The organism is Kitasatospora viridis (assembly GCF_007829815.1).
Lineage (GTDB): Bacteria > Actinomycetota > Actinomycetes > Streptomycetales > Streptomycetaceae > Kitasatospora > Kitasatospora viridis.
Genome location: NZ_VIWT01000006.1, coordinates 319,998 through 333,166 on the forward strand (window position 1 = coordinate 319,998; position 13,169 = coordinate 333,166).

The 13,169-nt window shown below is 75.8% G+C and carries 14 protein-coding genes; 7 read left to right on the plus strand and 7 right to left on the minus strand.

Annotated elements, in window-relative coordinates; translation table 11 throughout:
- Nucleotides 1-5: 5 nt before the first annotated feature.
- A complete protein-coding gene (locus tag FHX73_RS40530; protein ID WP_145911082.1) occupies nucleotides 6-467 on the plus strand; it encodes a MarR family winged helix-turn-helix transcriptional regulator in 462 nt (153 codons plus the stop codon).
- Between the two features lie 136 nt (nucleotides 468-603).
- Nucleotides 604-2,028 (plus strand): NAD(P)/FAD-dependent oxidoreductase, encoded by a 1,425-nt coding sequence (locus FHX73_RS40535; RefSeq protein WP_145911083.1) that lies wholly within the window; start codon nucleotides 604-606, stop codon nucleotides 2,026-2,028.
- A gap of 99 nt (nucleotides 2,029-2,127) precedes the next feature.
- On the opposite strand, the gene FHX73_RS40540 is transcribed toward FHX73_RS40535, so the two are convergent.
- Entirely contained in the window at nucleotides 2,128-2,754 is a 627-nt protein-coding gene (locus tag FHX73_RS40540; protein WP_145911084.1) for a CGNR zinc finger domain-containing protein, read from the minus strand.
- A gap of 149 nt (nucleotides 2,755-2,903) precedes the next feature.
- Between FHX73_RS40540 and FHX73_RS40545 the strand changes: the two genes are divergently transcribed.
- A complete protein-coding gene (locus tag FHX73_RS40545; RefSeq protein WP_145911085.1) occupies nucleotides 2,904-3,590 on the plus strand; it encodes an alpha/beta hydrolase in 687 nt (228 codons plus the stop codon).
- Nucleotides 3,591-3,638: 48 nt separating this feature from the next.
- Nucleotides 3,639-4,490, plus strand: coding sequence for an alpha/beta fold hydrolase (locus FHX73_RS40550; protein WP_145911086.1), 852 nt, complete (start codon nucleotides 3,639-3,641; stop codon nucleotides 4,488-4,490).
- A 4-nt stretch (nucleotides 4,491-4,494) separates the two neighbouring features.
- On the opposite strand, the gene FHX73_RS40555 is transcribed toward FHX73_RS40550, so the two are convergent.
- The 4 genes from FHX73_RS40555 to FHX73_RS40570 all read right to left on the minus strand — a co-directional run bounded on the left by FHX73_RS40555 (nucleotide 4,495) and on the right by FHX73_RS40570 (nucleotide 7,754).
- Complete coding sequence (locus tag FHX73_RS40555) at nucleotides 4,495-5,523, minus strand: zinc-binding alcohol dehydrogenase family protein (RefSeq protein ID WP_145911344.1); 1,029 nt, start codon at nucleotides 5,521-5,523, stop codon at nucleotides 4,495-4,497.
- A 62-nt stretch (nucleotides 5,524-5,585) separates the two neighbouring features.
- Nucleotides 5,586-6,389 carry a glycine betaine ABC transporter substrate-binding protein gene (locus FHX73_RS40560; protein WP_145911087.1) on the minus strand — a complete coding sequence of 268 codons (804 nt, stop codon included), beginning with the start codon at nucleotides 6,387-6,389 and terminating at the stop codon, nucleotides 5,586-5,588.
- Nucleotides 6,386-7,369 (minus strand): alpha/beta hydrolase, encoded by a 984-nt coding sequence (locus FHX73_RS40565; protein WP_145911088.1) that lies wholly within the window; start codon nucleotides 7,367-7,369, stop codon nucleotides 6,386-6,388. Before FHX73_RS40565 ends, FHX73_RS40560 begins: the two co-directional genes overlap by 4 nt.
- 70 nt (nucleotides 7,370-7,439) lie before the next feature.
- Entirely contained in the window at nucleotides 7,440-7,754 is a 315-nt protein-coding gene (locus FHX73_RS40570; protein ID WP_170305304.1) for a YciI family protein, read from the minus strand.
- Between the two features lie 171 nt (nucleotides 7,755-7,925).
- On the opposite strand from FHX73_RS40570, the gene FHX73_RS40575 reads away from it, so the two are divergent.
- Both FHX73_RS40575 and FHX73_RS40580 read left to right on the plus strand, forming a co-directional pair.
- Nucleotides 7,926-8,855: a LysR family transcriptional regulator gene (locus tag FHX73_RS40575; protein ID WP_145911090.1), complete on the plus strand. Its 930-nt coding sequence runs from the start codon at nucleotides 7,926-7,928 to the stop codon at nucleotides 8,853-8,855.
- A 147-nt stretch (nucleotides 8,856-9,002) separates the two neighbouring features.
- The gene (locus tag FHX73_RS40580) at nucleotides 9,003-9,425 is read left to right on the plus strand and encodes a carboxymuconolactone decarboxylase family protein (RefSeq protein WP_145911091.1); all 423 of its coding nucleotides are present in this window, start codon (nucleotides 9,003-9,005) and stop codon (nucleotides 9,423-9,425) included.
- Nucleotides 9,426-9,442: 17 nt separating this feature from the next.
- On the opposite strand, the gene FHX73_RS40585 is transcribed toward FHX73_RS40580, so the two are convergent.
- Both FHX73_RS40585 and FHX73_RS45330 read right to left on the minus strand, forming a co-directional pair.
- Nucleotides 9,443-9,700: a peptidoglycan-binding domain-containing protein gene (locus tag FHX73_RS40585; protein WP_145911092.1), complete on the minus strand. Its 258-nt coding sequence runs from the start codon at nucleotides 9,698-9,700 to the stop codon at nucleotides 9,443-9,445.
- An 81-nt stretch (nucleotides 9,701-9,781) separates the two neighbouring features.
- On the minus strand, nucleotides 9,782-9,922 hold the full coding sequence (locus FHX73_RS45330; protein ID WP_170305305.1) for a hypothetical protein: 141 nt from the start codon (nucleotides 9,920-9,922) through the stop codon (nucleotides 9,782-9,784).
- A gap of 194 nt (nucleotides 9,923-10,116) precedes the next feature.
- Here FHX73_RS45330 and FHX73_RS40590 point away from each other — a divergent pair, with 194 nt between their 5' ends.
- Nucleotides 10,117-13,104: an AfsR/SARP family transcriptional regulator gene (locus FHX73_RS40590; RefSeq protein ID WP_145911093.1), complete on the plus strand. Its 2,988-nt coding sequence runs from the start codon at nucleotides 10,117-10,119 to the stop codon at nucleotides 13,102-13,104.
- Nucleotides 13,105-13,169: the final 65 nt, after the last annotated feature.

A 13,169-nucleotide genomic window follows, 5' to 3' on the forward strand; every position in this document is an offset into this window, starting at 1 on the left:
GACCGATGACCGCCACCGACCCCGCGCTGACCGCCCTGGCCAACGGATGGGCAGCCCTCTCCCTGCTGCACGGCAGGATCGAGGCGCACGTCGAGCGGGCCCTGCAGTCCGGGCACGACCTGAGCGTGCGCGAGTACTCGCTGCTCGACGTGCTCAGCCGCCAGCACGACGGCGAGGGCGGCCACCTGCAGATGAAGCAGGTGGCCGACGCGGTCGTGCTCAGCCAGAGCGCCACCACCCGGCTGGTCACCCGCCTGGAGGACCGCGGCCTGCTCGCCCGCTACCTGTGCCCGACCGACCGCCGCGGCATCTACACCGATGTCAGTGCCGCCGGTCTGAAGCTCCTCGGCGAGGCCCGGCCGACCAACGACGCCGCCCTGCGCGAGGCCCTCGACGAGGCCGCCGGCAACCCGGAGCTGGCTCCCCTGGTCAAGGCGGTGGAGTCGATGGACGCGCCGCCGGCCTGACCGGGGAAGCCCTGCTGCGCCACCGGTTGACGGTGTGTCGGGGCCGGGTCGGCTGTCCTGACACTCTGTGCGTTGTCGCCGGTGGCGGGCCCGGATAGCGTGCTCGCACCCGACAGCCGAGGGAAGCAGGTCTCACGTGGCCACGTCCGCCACCGTCAACGGCGGTGTCTCCTACTGGTGCTCCGACATCGGACTGGCCGAGCCGGTGCCCGGTGCGCCCGCCGGGTCGCGGGCCGCGCTGGACGGGCCCGCCGAGGTTGACGTCGCCGTGGTCGGCGGCGGCTTCACGGGCCTGTGGACGGCCTACTACCTCAAGCAGGCCGACCCGGCGCTGCGGATCGCGGTGCTGGAACAGAAGTTCTGCGGCTACGGCGCCTCCGGGCGCAACGGCGGCTGGCTCTACAACGGCTTCGCCGGCCGCTCGGTCTTCGCCCGGCGCTACGGCCGGCCGCGTGCCCTGGCCATGCAGCAGGCGATGAACGCCTCGGTGGACGAGGTGCTGGCGGTCTGCGCCGCCGAGGGCATCGACGCCGACCAGGTCAAGGGCGGCGTGCTGGAGGTGGCCCGGACCCCGGCCCAACTGGCCCGGCTGGACGCCTTCGTGGCCGAGGAGCACGCCTACGGCCAGCCGGAGGTGCTGCGGCTGAGCGCCGCCGAGGCCTCCGCGCGGATCGCCGTAGCCGGTGCGCTGGGCGGGAGTTGGACACCGCACGGCGCCGCCCTGCACCCGGCGAAGCTGGTCCGCGGCCTGGCCGCCGCCGTCGAGCGGCTCGGCGTGCGGATCCACGAGGGCACCACCGTCACCGCGATCCACCCGGCCCGGGGCGCGGCCCCCGCCCGTGCCGTCACCGCGCGCGGCACCGTCTCGGCGCGCTACGTGCTGCGCTGCACCGAGGGGTTCACGGCCCGGCTGCCCGGCGAGCGGCGCAGCTGGCTGCCGATGAACTCCTCGATGATCGTCACCGCGCCGCTGCCCGACTCCTTCTGGGAGTCCGTCGGCTGGACGGACCGTCAGACCCTCGGCGACTTCGCCCACGCCTACATGTACGCCCAGCGCACCGCCGACGGCCGGATCGCGCTGGGCGGGCGCGGCGTGCCCTACCGCTTCGGCTCCCGGACCGACCACGACGGCGACACGGCGGCGCGCACGGTCGAGCAGCTGACCGGGATCCTCACCCGGTTTTTCCCGGCCGCCCGCGGCGTCACGATCGAGCGGGCCTGGTCGGGGGTGCTGGGCGTGCCGCGCGACTGGTGCTCGACCGTCGCGCTCGACCCGGGCAGCGGCCTGGGCTGGGCGGGCGGTTACGTCGGCAGCGGCGTGACCACCACCAACCTCGCCGCCCGCACCCTGCGCGACCTGGTGCTGGGCGCGCCCACCGAGCTGACCGCGCTGCCGTGGGTCGGCCACGCGGTGCGCAAGTGGGAGCCGGAGCCGCTGCGCTGGCTGGGCGTGCACGGCATGTACGCGGCCTACCACTTCGCCGACCGGCAGGAGCGGTCCGGACGGGCCACCACCTCGCCGGTGGCCCGGGTCGCGGACCTGGTCGCCGGGCGGCACTGACCGGGCGGCGCCTGGTCGTTCCCGGGCCGCCCGGGCGCCAGTCCGTCAGGGCGCGGCAGCCCGTCAGCGCGTGGCGGTCCGCCAGTGCTCCGCGATCCGTCAGTGCGCGGACTTGGCGCGGTTGCGGAAGGCCTCCTGCTTGGCCCGGTTGCCGCAGAGCGCCATGCTGCACCAGCGGCGGGCGCGGCCCCGGGTGTGGTCCGCGAACAGCAGTGTGCAGGACGGGCCCTGGCACGCCTTCACCTGGCTGAAGTCCTCCTCGGCGAGGAGCGCGGCCAGCGCCTGCCCGATCGGCAGGAGCAGTGACTCCGGGGCGCGCCAGCGGCGTTCGGTGCGCAGCTCCAGGCCGCCCCCGGCCGTTCCGGCGGTGGCCGACAGTCGCACGAACTGCTCGTCGCGGGCCAGTAGTTGGTTGAGCGGCTGGAGATCGTCCGCGTCCGCGGCGCGCAGCGCCCGGCCCCCGGCGTGCCGCACGAAGGCCCGGAACCACTCGCGGAGGTCGCGCGCCTGGGCGGCGACGCGGTCCAGTTCCCCCGGCATCGCCTGCTCGCGCAGGCGCGCCAGCACCTCGGGCGGCACCAGGGCGGCCTGCTCCAGCCAGGCCAGCAGTCCCTCCCCGTCGGCGAGCCAGTCGATCGTGGTGGTCGCCGGGGTGGCGATCGAGTTCAGGAAGTCCAGGCCGAGGGCGTCGGCGACAAAGATGGCCGGCGGCCGGTGGTCGGACACGGAACACGCTCCCGTCAGTGGTCTCTGCTCGCCCTGAAGCGTAACCGCACCAACTGCCCTTGACAAGTTACAAACCACCTTCCTAACCTCATAACTGGCGCCAAGGCGGTTATGCGGGCCTCGCGGCGACCTCGACGGAAGGAACGGTGATGTCCCCGAACGACGCGACGGTGCTGCTGGTGCACGGCGCCTGGGCCGACGGCTCCAGCTGGCGGAAGGTGATCGGCCCGCTGCGCGGGGCCGGGGTGCGGGTGCTGGCCGCGCAGTTGCCGCTGACCTCCCCGGCCGAGGACCTGGCCGCGCTGGAGCGGACGCTCGGGCGGGTCGAGGGGCCGGTGGTGCTGGTCGGCCACGCGTACGCCGGTGCCGTGATCGCCCAGGTCGAGGACCCTCGGGTGCGGGCCCTGGTGTACGTCGCCGCGCTCGCGCCGGACGAGGGCGAGACGGTCGCCGCCGTCTTCGGGCGCGCCGCGCCCCACCCTGCGGCGCCCGCGCTGGAGCCGGGCCCCGACGGTCTGATCTGGCTGCCGGAGCCGGCCTTCGCGGCAGCGTTCGCGCCCGGGGCCACCGCGGCGGAGCAGGGCGTGCTGGCGGCGGTGCAGCGGCCGATCGCGCTGTCCTGCATCACCACCGAGGTGGGCCGGCCGCGCTGGCGGGACCTGCCGAGCTGGTTCCTGGTGGCGGAGCGGGACCGGATGATCGCTCCCGCGACCCAGCGCTTCATGGCCGACCGGATGGCGGCCCGTCAGGTGTCCGCGCAGGTCGACCACATGCCGCTGCTCACCGCCCCGGGTGTGGTGGCGGAGGTCGTACTGGAGGTCGTCCGCTCCTCGTAACTGTCAAAGCTCTATCTATCAGGTTACTTGTCTCCCTGGAGGAACACCATGACTTCCCTCGCCTACCGCTCGGTGGACGTCGACGGCCTGCGGGTCTTCTACCGCGAGGCCGGCCCCGCCGACGCCCCGACCCTGCTCCTGCTGCACGGCTTCCCGAGCGCCGGACACATGTTCCGCGACCTCATCCCGCTGCTGGCCGGCCGCTTCCACCTGGTGGCGCCCGACCTGCCCGGCTTCGGCCAGTCCGAGATGCCGCCGCGCGAGGCCTTCGACTACACCTTCGAGCGCCTCGCGGACACCATCGACCGGTTCACCGAGGTGATCGGCCTGGACCGGTTCGCGCTCTACGTCTTCGACTACGGCGCACCCACCGGGTTCCGGATCGCGGCCAGGCACCCGGAGCGGATCACCGCGATCGTCTCGCAGAACGGCAACGCCTACGAGGAGGGCCTGAGCGAGGGCTGGAACCCGATCCGCGCCTACTGGCAGGACCGTTCACCGGCCAACCGCGAGGCGCTGCGCGCCTTCCTGGCGCCGGAGACCACCCGCTGGCAGTACACCGAGGGCACGCCCGACCCGACCGCCGTCTCGCCGGACGGCAGCACCCTGGACAACGCCTACCTGGCCCGGCCCGGAGCCGACGAGGTGCAGCTCGACCTGCTCGGCGACTACCGCACCAACCTCGCGCTCTACCCGCGGTTCCAGGAGTACTTCCGCCGGCACCAGCCGCCGCTGCTCGCGGTCTGGGGCCGCAACGACCCGTTCTTCCTGCCGGCCGGTGCCGAGGCGTTCACCCGGGACCTGCCCGGGGCCGTGGTGCGGCTGCTCGACACCGGCCACTTCGCCCTGGAGACCCATGCGGCCGAGATCGCCGCGGCCATCGAGGAGTTCCTCGGCTGACCGGTCAGGCGCCGGTGCCCTCCCGGAACCCGGTCAGCGTGGTCTTGCCGATCGCCCTGCCGGACTCCAGCAGGCGGTGCGCCGCGCGGAGGTTGGCGGCGTCGACCGGTCCGAGGTCGCGGGTCGCGGTGCTGGTGATCCGGCCGGCCTCGACCAGGCGGGCGACCTCGGACAGGATCCGGTGCTGCTCGGCCTGGTCCGGGGTGCGGAACATCGAGCGGGTGAACATGAACTCCCAGTGGAACGAGATGCTCTTCGGCTTGAGCAGGCCCAGCGGCAGCGAGTCGAAGTCGTCGATCGCGACGATCCGGCCGAACGGCTTGAGCACCTCGGCGTAGGCGGCCAGGTTGCGGTCGGTGCCGGTGGTGCTGAAGACGTGGTCCACGCCCTCGGGCGCCAGCTCGGCCAACTGCGGTACCAGCGGCCGCCGGTGGTCGATCACGTGGTGCGCGCCCATCCGGCGGGCGAACTCGGCGGTCTCCGGGCGGGAGGCGGTGCCGATCACGGTCAGGCCGGTCAGCGCGCGGGCGAGCTGGACGGTGATCGCGCCGACCCCGCCGGCGGCGGCGGTGACCAGCAGGGTGCCGTGCTGGTCCGGGGCGTCCGGGCGCAGGCCCAGGCGCTCGAACAGGCCCTCCCAGGCGGTGAGCGAGGTCAGCGGCAGGGCGGCGGCCCCGGCCCAGGACAGGCCGGCCGGCTTCGGGCCGACCAGGCGCTCGTCCACCGCCTGGAAGCGGGAGTTGGTGCCGGGACGGTCCAACGCGCCGGCGTAGTAGACCTGGTCGCCGACCGCGAACAGCCGGACCTGCTCGCCGACCGCGACGACGGTGCCGGCGGCGTCCCAGCCGAGCACCCGGGGCTCGCCGCCCGGGTCGGCGTTCTGTCGGACCTTGTAGTCCACCGGGTTGACGGCCACCGCCTCCACCCGGATCAGTAGGTCGTGCGGGCCGGGCGCGGGGACGGGCAGTTCGAGGTCCGCCAGGCTCGCGGGGTCCTCGATCGGCAGGCTGGTGCGGTAGGCGACGGCGGGCATGGTGGTCGGCGGGTTCACGGGGTCCTCCTGATGGATCGTCAAGTGCGGTGTGTTGGAAGGGGTCAGTGGAGCAGATCGGGGTGTGCGGCCAGGTAGCGGTCGGCGGCTGCCAGTGGGGTGAGGCCGTCGGCGTTGATCCAGGCGTCGAGCTCCTCGACGCCGTCGTTGCCCAGGTGCAGGGCGTCGAGCCGGGCCAGTGCCGCGGGGTGGAGGCGCTCCAGGGCCGTCCGGTGGACCACCGGCGAGGCGGCGTCCACCCCGCCCAGCAGGCCCAGCGGCTCGGAGAGCGCGCGCAGGCCGTGCCGGCGGTTGAGGTACTGCGGGCGCCACAGCGGGACGACGAACCACTCGCGGTCGGCCAGGCCCTGCTCGACCCGGGCCAGGAAGCCGGCCTCGGTGCCGGGCGTGAAGGTGTAGCCGGCCCGGTCGAGCCCGTAGGCGGCGACCATCCGGGCCGAGAACCGGCTGATGCCGGCGCCCGGGTTGATGCCGTCGATCGCGCGGGTCATCCGGGCCGCCACCTCGGGCCGGGCCAGGTCGGCCACCTCGCGCACCGCCCCGGCCGGCACGTACGGCGGCACCGCCCAGACGCAGTACGGGTGGTAGTGCGGCGTCAGCACCTCGGCCCGGTCGCGGTAGGGCGCCAGGTAGGCCTGGTGACTGGCCGGCAGCCAGGCCGAGACCAGCACGTCCAGCCGGCCTTCGGCCTGCAGCCGGAAGAGCTGCTCGTGCGGGGCCTCGACGCCCTCCACCCGGTGGCCGTGGGCCTCCAGCACCCGGCGGGTGACGGCAGCGGCGGCGCGGTGGAAGGAGAGCGCGATGTTGCCGACGGTGATGGCGGCGTTCGGGGCGTTCTTCGCGGTCACCGGTTCTCCCGTGGTGGGTGGAGTGCCTGGCGCAGGGTCGAGGCGACCAGGTCGAGCGCGGCGCGGGCGGCGCCGGTGGTGCGCAGGGCGTCGAGGACGAGGAAGCCGTGGATCGTGCCCGGGTAGCGCACCCGGCGCACCGGCACGCCTGCCGCGCTGAGCCGGGCGGCGTACTCCTCCGCCTCGTCGCGCACCGGGTCTGCCTCGGCGGTGATCACCAGGGCCGGCGGCAGGCCGGCGAGCTGGTGCGGCGCGGCGTTGAGCGGGGCCGCGGTCGGCTCGGTGCGCAGGGCCGGATCCGGCACGTACTGCTGCCAGAGCCAGCTCAGGTAGTCGGCGCTCTGGAAGTACCCCCGGGCGAACTGCCGGTAGGAGGGCGTGTCGCAGTCGGCGGACAACGGCGGGTGGATCAGCACCTGGTGGCGCAACGGGGTCTCGCCGCGCTCCTTGGCCAGCAGGGTCAGCGCGGTGGCCAGGTTGCCGCCCGCGCTGTCCCCGGCCACCGCCGTCCGGGTCGGGTCCAGCCCGTGGGCCGGACCGTGGGCGGCGACCCAGCGGGCCGCGGCGTGGGCCTGCCGCAGCGCGGCGGGGTAGGGCGCCTCCGGCGCCAGGTCGTAGTCCACGAAGACCACGGCCGCGGCCACCCGCACCGCGAGTTCCCGCACCAGCCGGTCGTGGCTGACCACGCCGCCGGCGATCCAGCCGCCGCCGTGCAGGTAGAGGATCACCGGCAGCGGTTCCGGGCCCGTGGTGGGCGGCCGGAGCAGCCGGATCCGGACCGGGCCGTCGGGCCCGGGCAGGCGGAGGTCCTCGATCCGGGCGTCGGGGCGCTCGGCCGGGCCCGACTGGCTCAGGTCCAGCCGGGCGCGCAGCTGGGAGAGCGGCAGCCCGCGCGGATCGGGGCCGGCCGCCGACTGGTCGGCGAGCGCGCGGGCGGCCGGGTCGAGCACCGGCGCCGGCGGGTCGGGCGGATGGGTCATGGTGGTCGCTCCGGGTTCCGGGGCCGGGCGGCCGACGATCGCGGCCGCCCGGCGGTGTGCTGACGGTCCGTCAATCCTGCGGCAGGGCGAGCGGAACCAGCGGGATGACCGACTCGGTCTCGATCAGGCCGGCCGCGACGGCCGGGAAGGTCGCGATGATCGCCTGGGCGGCACCGACCGTCGCGGCGTCCAGCACCAGCGCCGCGCCGACCAGGTCCGCGCGGTGGTAGCCGTGCACGATCACGCCCTGCTCGACCAGCTCCGCGGCCCGGGCCAGCTCGGCGTCGATCACCTTCGCGAAGTCCTGCTCGGTGGCGTGCGGGGCGGCCCGGAAGACCGCGAGGACACCGGCACCGGGCGTGTTCGGGGTGGGGTCGTTCGACATGGGGAGCTCCTTGCTTCGTTGCTTCTCTGCTGATCGGGGGAGTCCGGGCGGGGATCGGTCGCGCCCCGCCGGGCACGGCCCCATCCTGCGGGCCGGGCCTGCCATGCGTCCAAGGACTGTTCCCTATCGAACCCATAAGCTGGACGCATGCCGACGCCCTAAGCTGGCGGCATGCCGACGCTCCGACAGCTCGAATACCTGGTGGCGATCGTGGACGAGGGCTCGTTCACCCGCGCCGCCGAGCTCCTGCACCTCACCCAGCCCGGCCTCTCCCACCAGTTCCAGGCCCTGGAACGGGAGATCGGCGCCCCGCTGCTGGAACGCCTGTCCCGCGGCGTGCGCCCCACCCCGGCCGGGCGGGCCATGCTGCCGCACGCCCGCGCCGCCGTCGCCGAGGCCGAGCGGGCCAGCGCCGCCGCCCGCCGGGCCGCCGGCCTGGCCACCGGCGAACTCCAGCTCGCCACCCTCTACTCGATCAGCTACGGCCTGCTGCCCGCGGCCCTCGGCAGCTGGCGCCGGAGCCATCCGGGCGTGCGGGTGCGGCTGTTCGAGCACCGCCGCACCGAGGAGCTCGCGGCGGCCATGGCGGCCGGTCAGGCCGACCTCGCCGTCGGGCCGCCGCCACCGGGCTGGGAGGGGCCGGTGCGCCACCTCGGCACCGAGGAGTTCCTGGTGGTCACCAGCGCCGACGACCCCGCTGCCGCCGGCGCGCCCCGGATCCGGCTGGCCGACCTGGCGGAGCGCGAGTGGGTGCACTTCACCCCGGACAGCGGCCTGGCCGACCTGCTCGACCAGGCCTGCGCGGCGGCCGGCTTCCGCCCCCGGGTCGCGGTGCGCACCGAACAGGCGCCCGCCGCGGTCAACTACGCGGCCGGCGGCCTGGGCCCCACCCTGGTGCCGGCCAACACCGTCCCGCCGCACTACGGCGGCGCCGTGCTGCGCCCCGAGCCCCGGATCGAGCGCCCGCTGACCGGCTACACCCGCACCGCGCCCGACCCCGTCACCGCCGCCTTCCTCGACCTGCTCGCCGACCAGGAGCTGCTGACGCCCCCTCACGTCCGCCGCCGGCTGCGCCGGGCCCAGGGCGCGGCGGGAGGCTGACGGACCGTGGCTTGTGTTGGAGTGCGCTCTAACTCATATCGTCGTCCCGTGATCACCGAGCGCGCCTCACCAGGCGCGATCGGCCGGTCCGGCAAGCTGGACGCAGATGAGAGAGCCGCTCGAACGGGCAGGCGGAACGGAGTACCGATGGCTGCTGGGAACACGGGGGAGCAGGCGCGCCAGGAGCAGTTCGAGCGCGGCATGAAGGTGCTCGACGAGATCAACCCCGCCGTCGGCGGGACGGTGCTCACCGCGCTGGCCGACATCTCCCCGGAGCTCGGCCACCAGGTGGTGGCCTGGGGGTTCGGCGAGATCTACAGCCGGCCCGAGCTCGCCCCCCGGGACCGCCAGCTGGTCACGCTCGGCATGCTGACGGCGCTCGGCGGCTGCGAACCCCAGCTGGAGGTGCACGTCAACACCGCTCTCAACGTCGGCCTGACGCCGACGGAGATCGTCGAGGCGCTGCTGCACTCGGCCGGCTACTGCGGCTTCCCCAGGGCGCTCAACGCGACCTTCGTGGCGAAGAAGGTGTTCGCGGAGCGCGGGCTGCTGCCGGTCGCCGGGCAGTAGGGCGGCGAGGGCCGCGCTCAGCGGTCCAGGTCCAGGCCGAGGCCCAGGCGGGCGAGGGTGACCGGGCCGACCAGGCCGTCCACGGCCGTTCCCCGGTCTCGCTGGAAGGCGCGCACCGCCCAGGCGGTGCGGGGCCCGAACTCGCCGTCCGCGCCGGCCGGGCCGAGCCAGGCGCCGTAGCCCTCGTGGACCAGGGCCAGCTGGACCCGGACGACCGGCCGGCCGTGGGCGCCCTCGCGCAGCGCGGCCGTGGTCGTCCCCTCGGCGGTTGCCATGCCCCTCCTCCGTACCGTTCGGCCCGCGGGACCGGCCGGGCCCGCGCTCTGCGGCGCGCGGGCCCGGCCGGTGACTGCGGGTCAGCTCTGCGGGCCCCCGTCCACCGGCTCGCCCTCCGGGACCATGGTGTGCATGGGGCGCACCGTGCCCGGGCCCGGCTGGACCGGGGCCCCGGTCTCGGACGGGTCGGTGTCGGGCACGGTGGGCTGACTGTCGGTCATGGCGCTGTTCCTCCTGCGGTCGGTGTTGCTCGGACGCCGCCATTGTCGGGGGGACCGATCAACAACGAATGAACGCCGCCGCGGCCGCCCGGCCGGGCGAGCGGCCGGGCCGGAGCGGGTAGGGTTGCCGCGCCGTCGGTGGGGACCGGCGGGATCGTGGTCCCGGGGGAGGACCGGTCGGGCGAGAGGGAGACATGACGGACAGTCATGAACCGTTGCACGCGGGGGAAGTGGCGGACGACGGGTTCCGCTTCCGGCTGCTCGGACCGCTGGAGGGCCGGCAGGCCGAGCGGCGGCTGGCCCTCGGCTCGCCGCAGCAGCAGGCGGTGCTGGCGGTGCTGCTGCACCGCGCCGACGCACCGGTGCCCGCCCGCGACCTGGTGGCCGCGGTCTGGGACGAACCGGCGCCGGCCCGCGCGGTCGCGGTGCTGCGCCAGTACGCCTTCCGGCTGCGCGCGATGCTCGAACCGGACCGCCCGCCGCGCACCGCCGGCACCCTGCTGATCTCGGTCGGGGACGGCTACCGGCTGCGCCTGCCGCCGAGCACCCAGGACCGGCACGACTTCGAGCGCGAGTTGCGGCTGGCCGCCGGGGCCCGGCGCGACGGCGAACCGCAGCAGGCCCACGCCCGGCTCACCCGGGCCCTCGGGCTCTGGCACGGCGGCCAGGCGCTCAGCGGCGTGCCCGGACCGCACGCCCGGCGCGAGCGCGACCGGCTGGCCGTGCTGCGGCTCACCGCCCGGGAGGACCTGGTCGACAGCGCCCTGGAACTGGGCCGGCACGCCGAGGTGGTCGGCGAGCTCGCCGCGCTGCTGGCCGAACACCCGCTGCGCGAACGGCCAGCCGCCCAGCTGATGCTCGCCCAGTACCGGTGCGGCCGGCAGGCCGAAGCCCTCGCCGTCTTCGCCGACACCCGGCGCCGGCTGGCCCGGGAGCTCGGCGTCGAACCGGGGGAGGAGCTGCGCCGGTTGCAGGCCCGGATCCTGGCCGCCGACCCCGCGCTCGCCCGGCCCGCCGCCCCCGCCGCCATCACGGTCCGGCCGGCCGCCCCGCCCGCACCGCAGCAACTGCCGCCGGACGTACCCGACTTCAGCGGTCGGGTCGAGCTGCTCCAGCAGGTCGTCGGCGCCCTGGAACGGCCCGAGCGGCCCGAGCGGGCGGCGATGGCGATCTGCGTGCTGTCCGGGATCGGCGGGGTCGGCAAGACCGCCCTCGCGGTCCGGGCCGGCCACCTGCTGCGCGCCCGCTTCCCGGACGGCCGGCTCTACGCCGACCTGCGCGGCGCCGGACCGGCCCCCACCGCGGCCGGCACCGTGCTGGCGCACTTCCTCCAGGCCCTCGGCACCCCGCCGGAGTCGATCCCGGAGGACGAGGAGCAGCGCGCCGTCCACTACCGCACGCTGCTGGCCGACCGGCGGGTGCTGGTGGTGCTCGACAACGCCCACGACACCGAGCAGGTCCGCCTGCTGCTGCCCGGCGGGCCCGGCTGCGCGGTGCTGGTCACCACCCGCTCGCGCACCGTGCTGCCGCCCGGCGCCCGGCAGTTCGAGCTGGAGCCGTTGAGCACGCCGGAGTCGCTGGAGCTGCTCGGCGCGGCCGTCGGGCCCGAGCGGATCGAGCAGGACCGTGCGGCGGCCCAGGAGTTGGCCGTGGTCTGCGGGCAACTCCCGCTGGCCCTGCGGATCGTGGCGGCCCGATTGACCGCCCGCCCGGCCCTGTCGCTCGCCGCCCTGCTGACCCGGCTCGCCGACGCCCGGCGCCGGCTGGACGAACTGCGGGCCGGCGAGCTCGCGGTGTCGGCCACCTTCGAACTCGGCTACACGGCGCTCGCCGCCGGCCAGGCCCGCGCGTTCCGGCTGCTCGCCGTGCCCGACGCCCCGGACCTGCCGCTGGACGCGGCCGCCGCCGTGCTCGACGCCGACCCGGACCGTGCCGAGTCCGTCGCCGAGGAGCTGGTCGACGCGGGCCTGCTGGAGGCGCACGGGCGCGCCCGCTACCGGTTCCACGACCTGCTCAAGCTCTACGCCCGCCGCCGGACCGCACCCGGGGAGGCGGGCGAAACCCAGGAGGCCGAGGCCGTCGCGCGCCTGGCGCACCACCTGCTGGCCACCGTCCGCAACGCCTCCCGCCTGCTGGAGCCCGGGCACGGCCTGCACGCCAGCCTGCGCGCCGCCGACGCCCCGGGCCTGCCGTTCGCCGACCGCGACGGCGCCCGGCAGTGGCTGCGCACCGAGCACGCGCTGATCGCCGCCACCACCGAGCAGGCCCTGGCCCGGCCCGCCGCCGTGCCGGTCGCCGTCGACCTGCTGCTGCTCTGGTTCGGCCTCTCCGAAGGCCCGGCGCACCGGCGGGAGTTCCGCCGGCTGGTCGAACTGGCCGTCGCGGCCGCAGAGCGCACCGGGACGCCCGGCAGCCAGGCCCGGGCCCGCTACGTCTCCGGCGCCCTGCACTACATGACCGACGCCTACCCGCCCGCCGAGGAGGAGCTGCGCCTCGGCCTCGCCCTGGCCGAGCAGGCCGGGGACACCGTCTGCCGCCAACTGGCCGCCACCACCCTGGGCATCCTGCACTACGCCACCGGCCGCCCGGCGGGCGCGCTGCGGCTGCTGCGCCAGGCCGAGGAGCTCTGCGAGCACACCGGCGACCCGGGCAGCCGGTCCCGGATCCTGGCCGCCCTCGCCCGGGTGCAACTGGCCCTGGAGCAGCCCGTCGAGGCCGCCGCGACGATCGACGAGGCGGTGCGACTGGCCCGGATCGGCTCGCACCCCGGCGACCTCTCCAAGGTGCTCTACCAGTACGGCTGCATCCTGCGGCCCACCGGGCGCACCGCGCTCGCCGTCAGCGGGCTGCGCGAGGCGCTCGGCCACTTCCGCGAGCAGCAGCAGCGCGACTGGCAGGCGCTCTGCCTGGTCCGGCTGGCCGAGTGCCGGCTCGACCAGGGCGACCAGCAGGACGCGGTGGCCTGCGCCGAGCAGTCCCTGGAGCTGGCCGTGGAGCTGGGCAAGGCCTACTGCCAGGGCCTGGCCCACCGCGTGCTCGGCCAGGCGCTGGCCGCACTCGGCCGCCCCACCGAGGGCCTCGGGCACCTGCGCGAGGCGCTGGCGGTGTTCCGCCGCCTCGGGGTGCCGGAGGCCGCGGCGGTGGCGGCGCTGCTCCAGCAGGCCGAGAGCCGCACGGCCTGACCGGCGCGGCGCGCACGCCGAACCCGCCCCGGGGCGCGGTGCCCCGGGGCGGGTGGTTCGAACGG

Excerpts from the sequence above, each read along its gene's own strand:
- FHX73_RS40570 (WP_170305304.1), bottom strand. The coding sequence starts at position 7,754 with ATGTCGAACGACCCCACCCCGAACACGCCCGGTGCCGGTGTCCTCGCG.
- FHX73_RS40590 (WP_145911093.1), top strand. The coding sequence starts at position 10,117 with ATGACGGACAGTCATGAACCGTTGCACGCGGGGGAAGTGGCGGACGAC.
- FHX73_RS45330 (WP_170305305.1), bottom strand. The coding sequence starts at position 9,922 with ATGACCGACAGTCAGCCCACCGTGCCCGACACCGACCCGTCCGAGACC.
- FHX73_RS40545 (WP_145911085.1), top strand. The coding sequence starts at position 2,904 with ATGTCCCCGAACGACGCGACGGTGCTGCTGGTGCACGGCGCCTGGGCC.
- FHX73_RS40585 (WP_145911092.1), bottom strand. The coding sequence starts at position 9,700 with ATGGCAACCGCCGAGGGGACGACCACGGCCGCGCTGCGCGAGGGCGCC.
- FHX73_RS40565 (WP_145911088.1), bottom strand. The coding sequence starts at position 7,369 with ATGACCCATCCGCCCGACCCGCCGGCGCCGGTGCTCGACCCGGCCGCC.
- FHX73_RS40550 (WP_145911086.1), top strand. The coding sequence starts at position 3,639 with ATGACTTCCCTCGCCTACCGCTCGGTGGACGTCGACGGCCTGCGGGTC.
- FHX73_RS40575 (WP_145911090.1), top strand. The coding sequence starts at position 7,926 with ATGCCGACGCTCCGACAGCTCGAATACCTGGTGGCGATCGTGGACGAG.
- FHX73_RS40555 (WP_145911344.1), bottom strand. The coding sequence starts at position 5,523 with ATGCCCGCCGTCGCCTACCGCACCAGCCTGCCGATCGAGGACCCCGCG.
- FHX73_RS40530 (WP_145911082.1), top strand. The coding sequence starts at position 6 with ATGACCGCCACCGACCCCGCGCTGACCGCCCTGGCCAACGGATGGGCA.
- FHX73_RS40580 (WP_145911091.1), top strand. The coding sequence starts at position 9,003 with ATGGCTGCTGGGAACACGGGGGAGCAGGCGCGCCAGGAGCAGTTCGAG.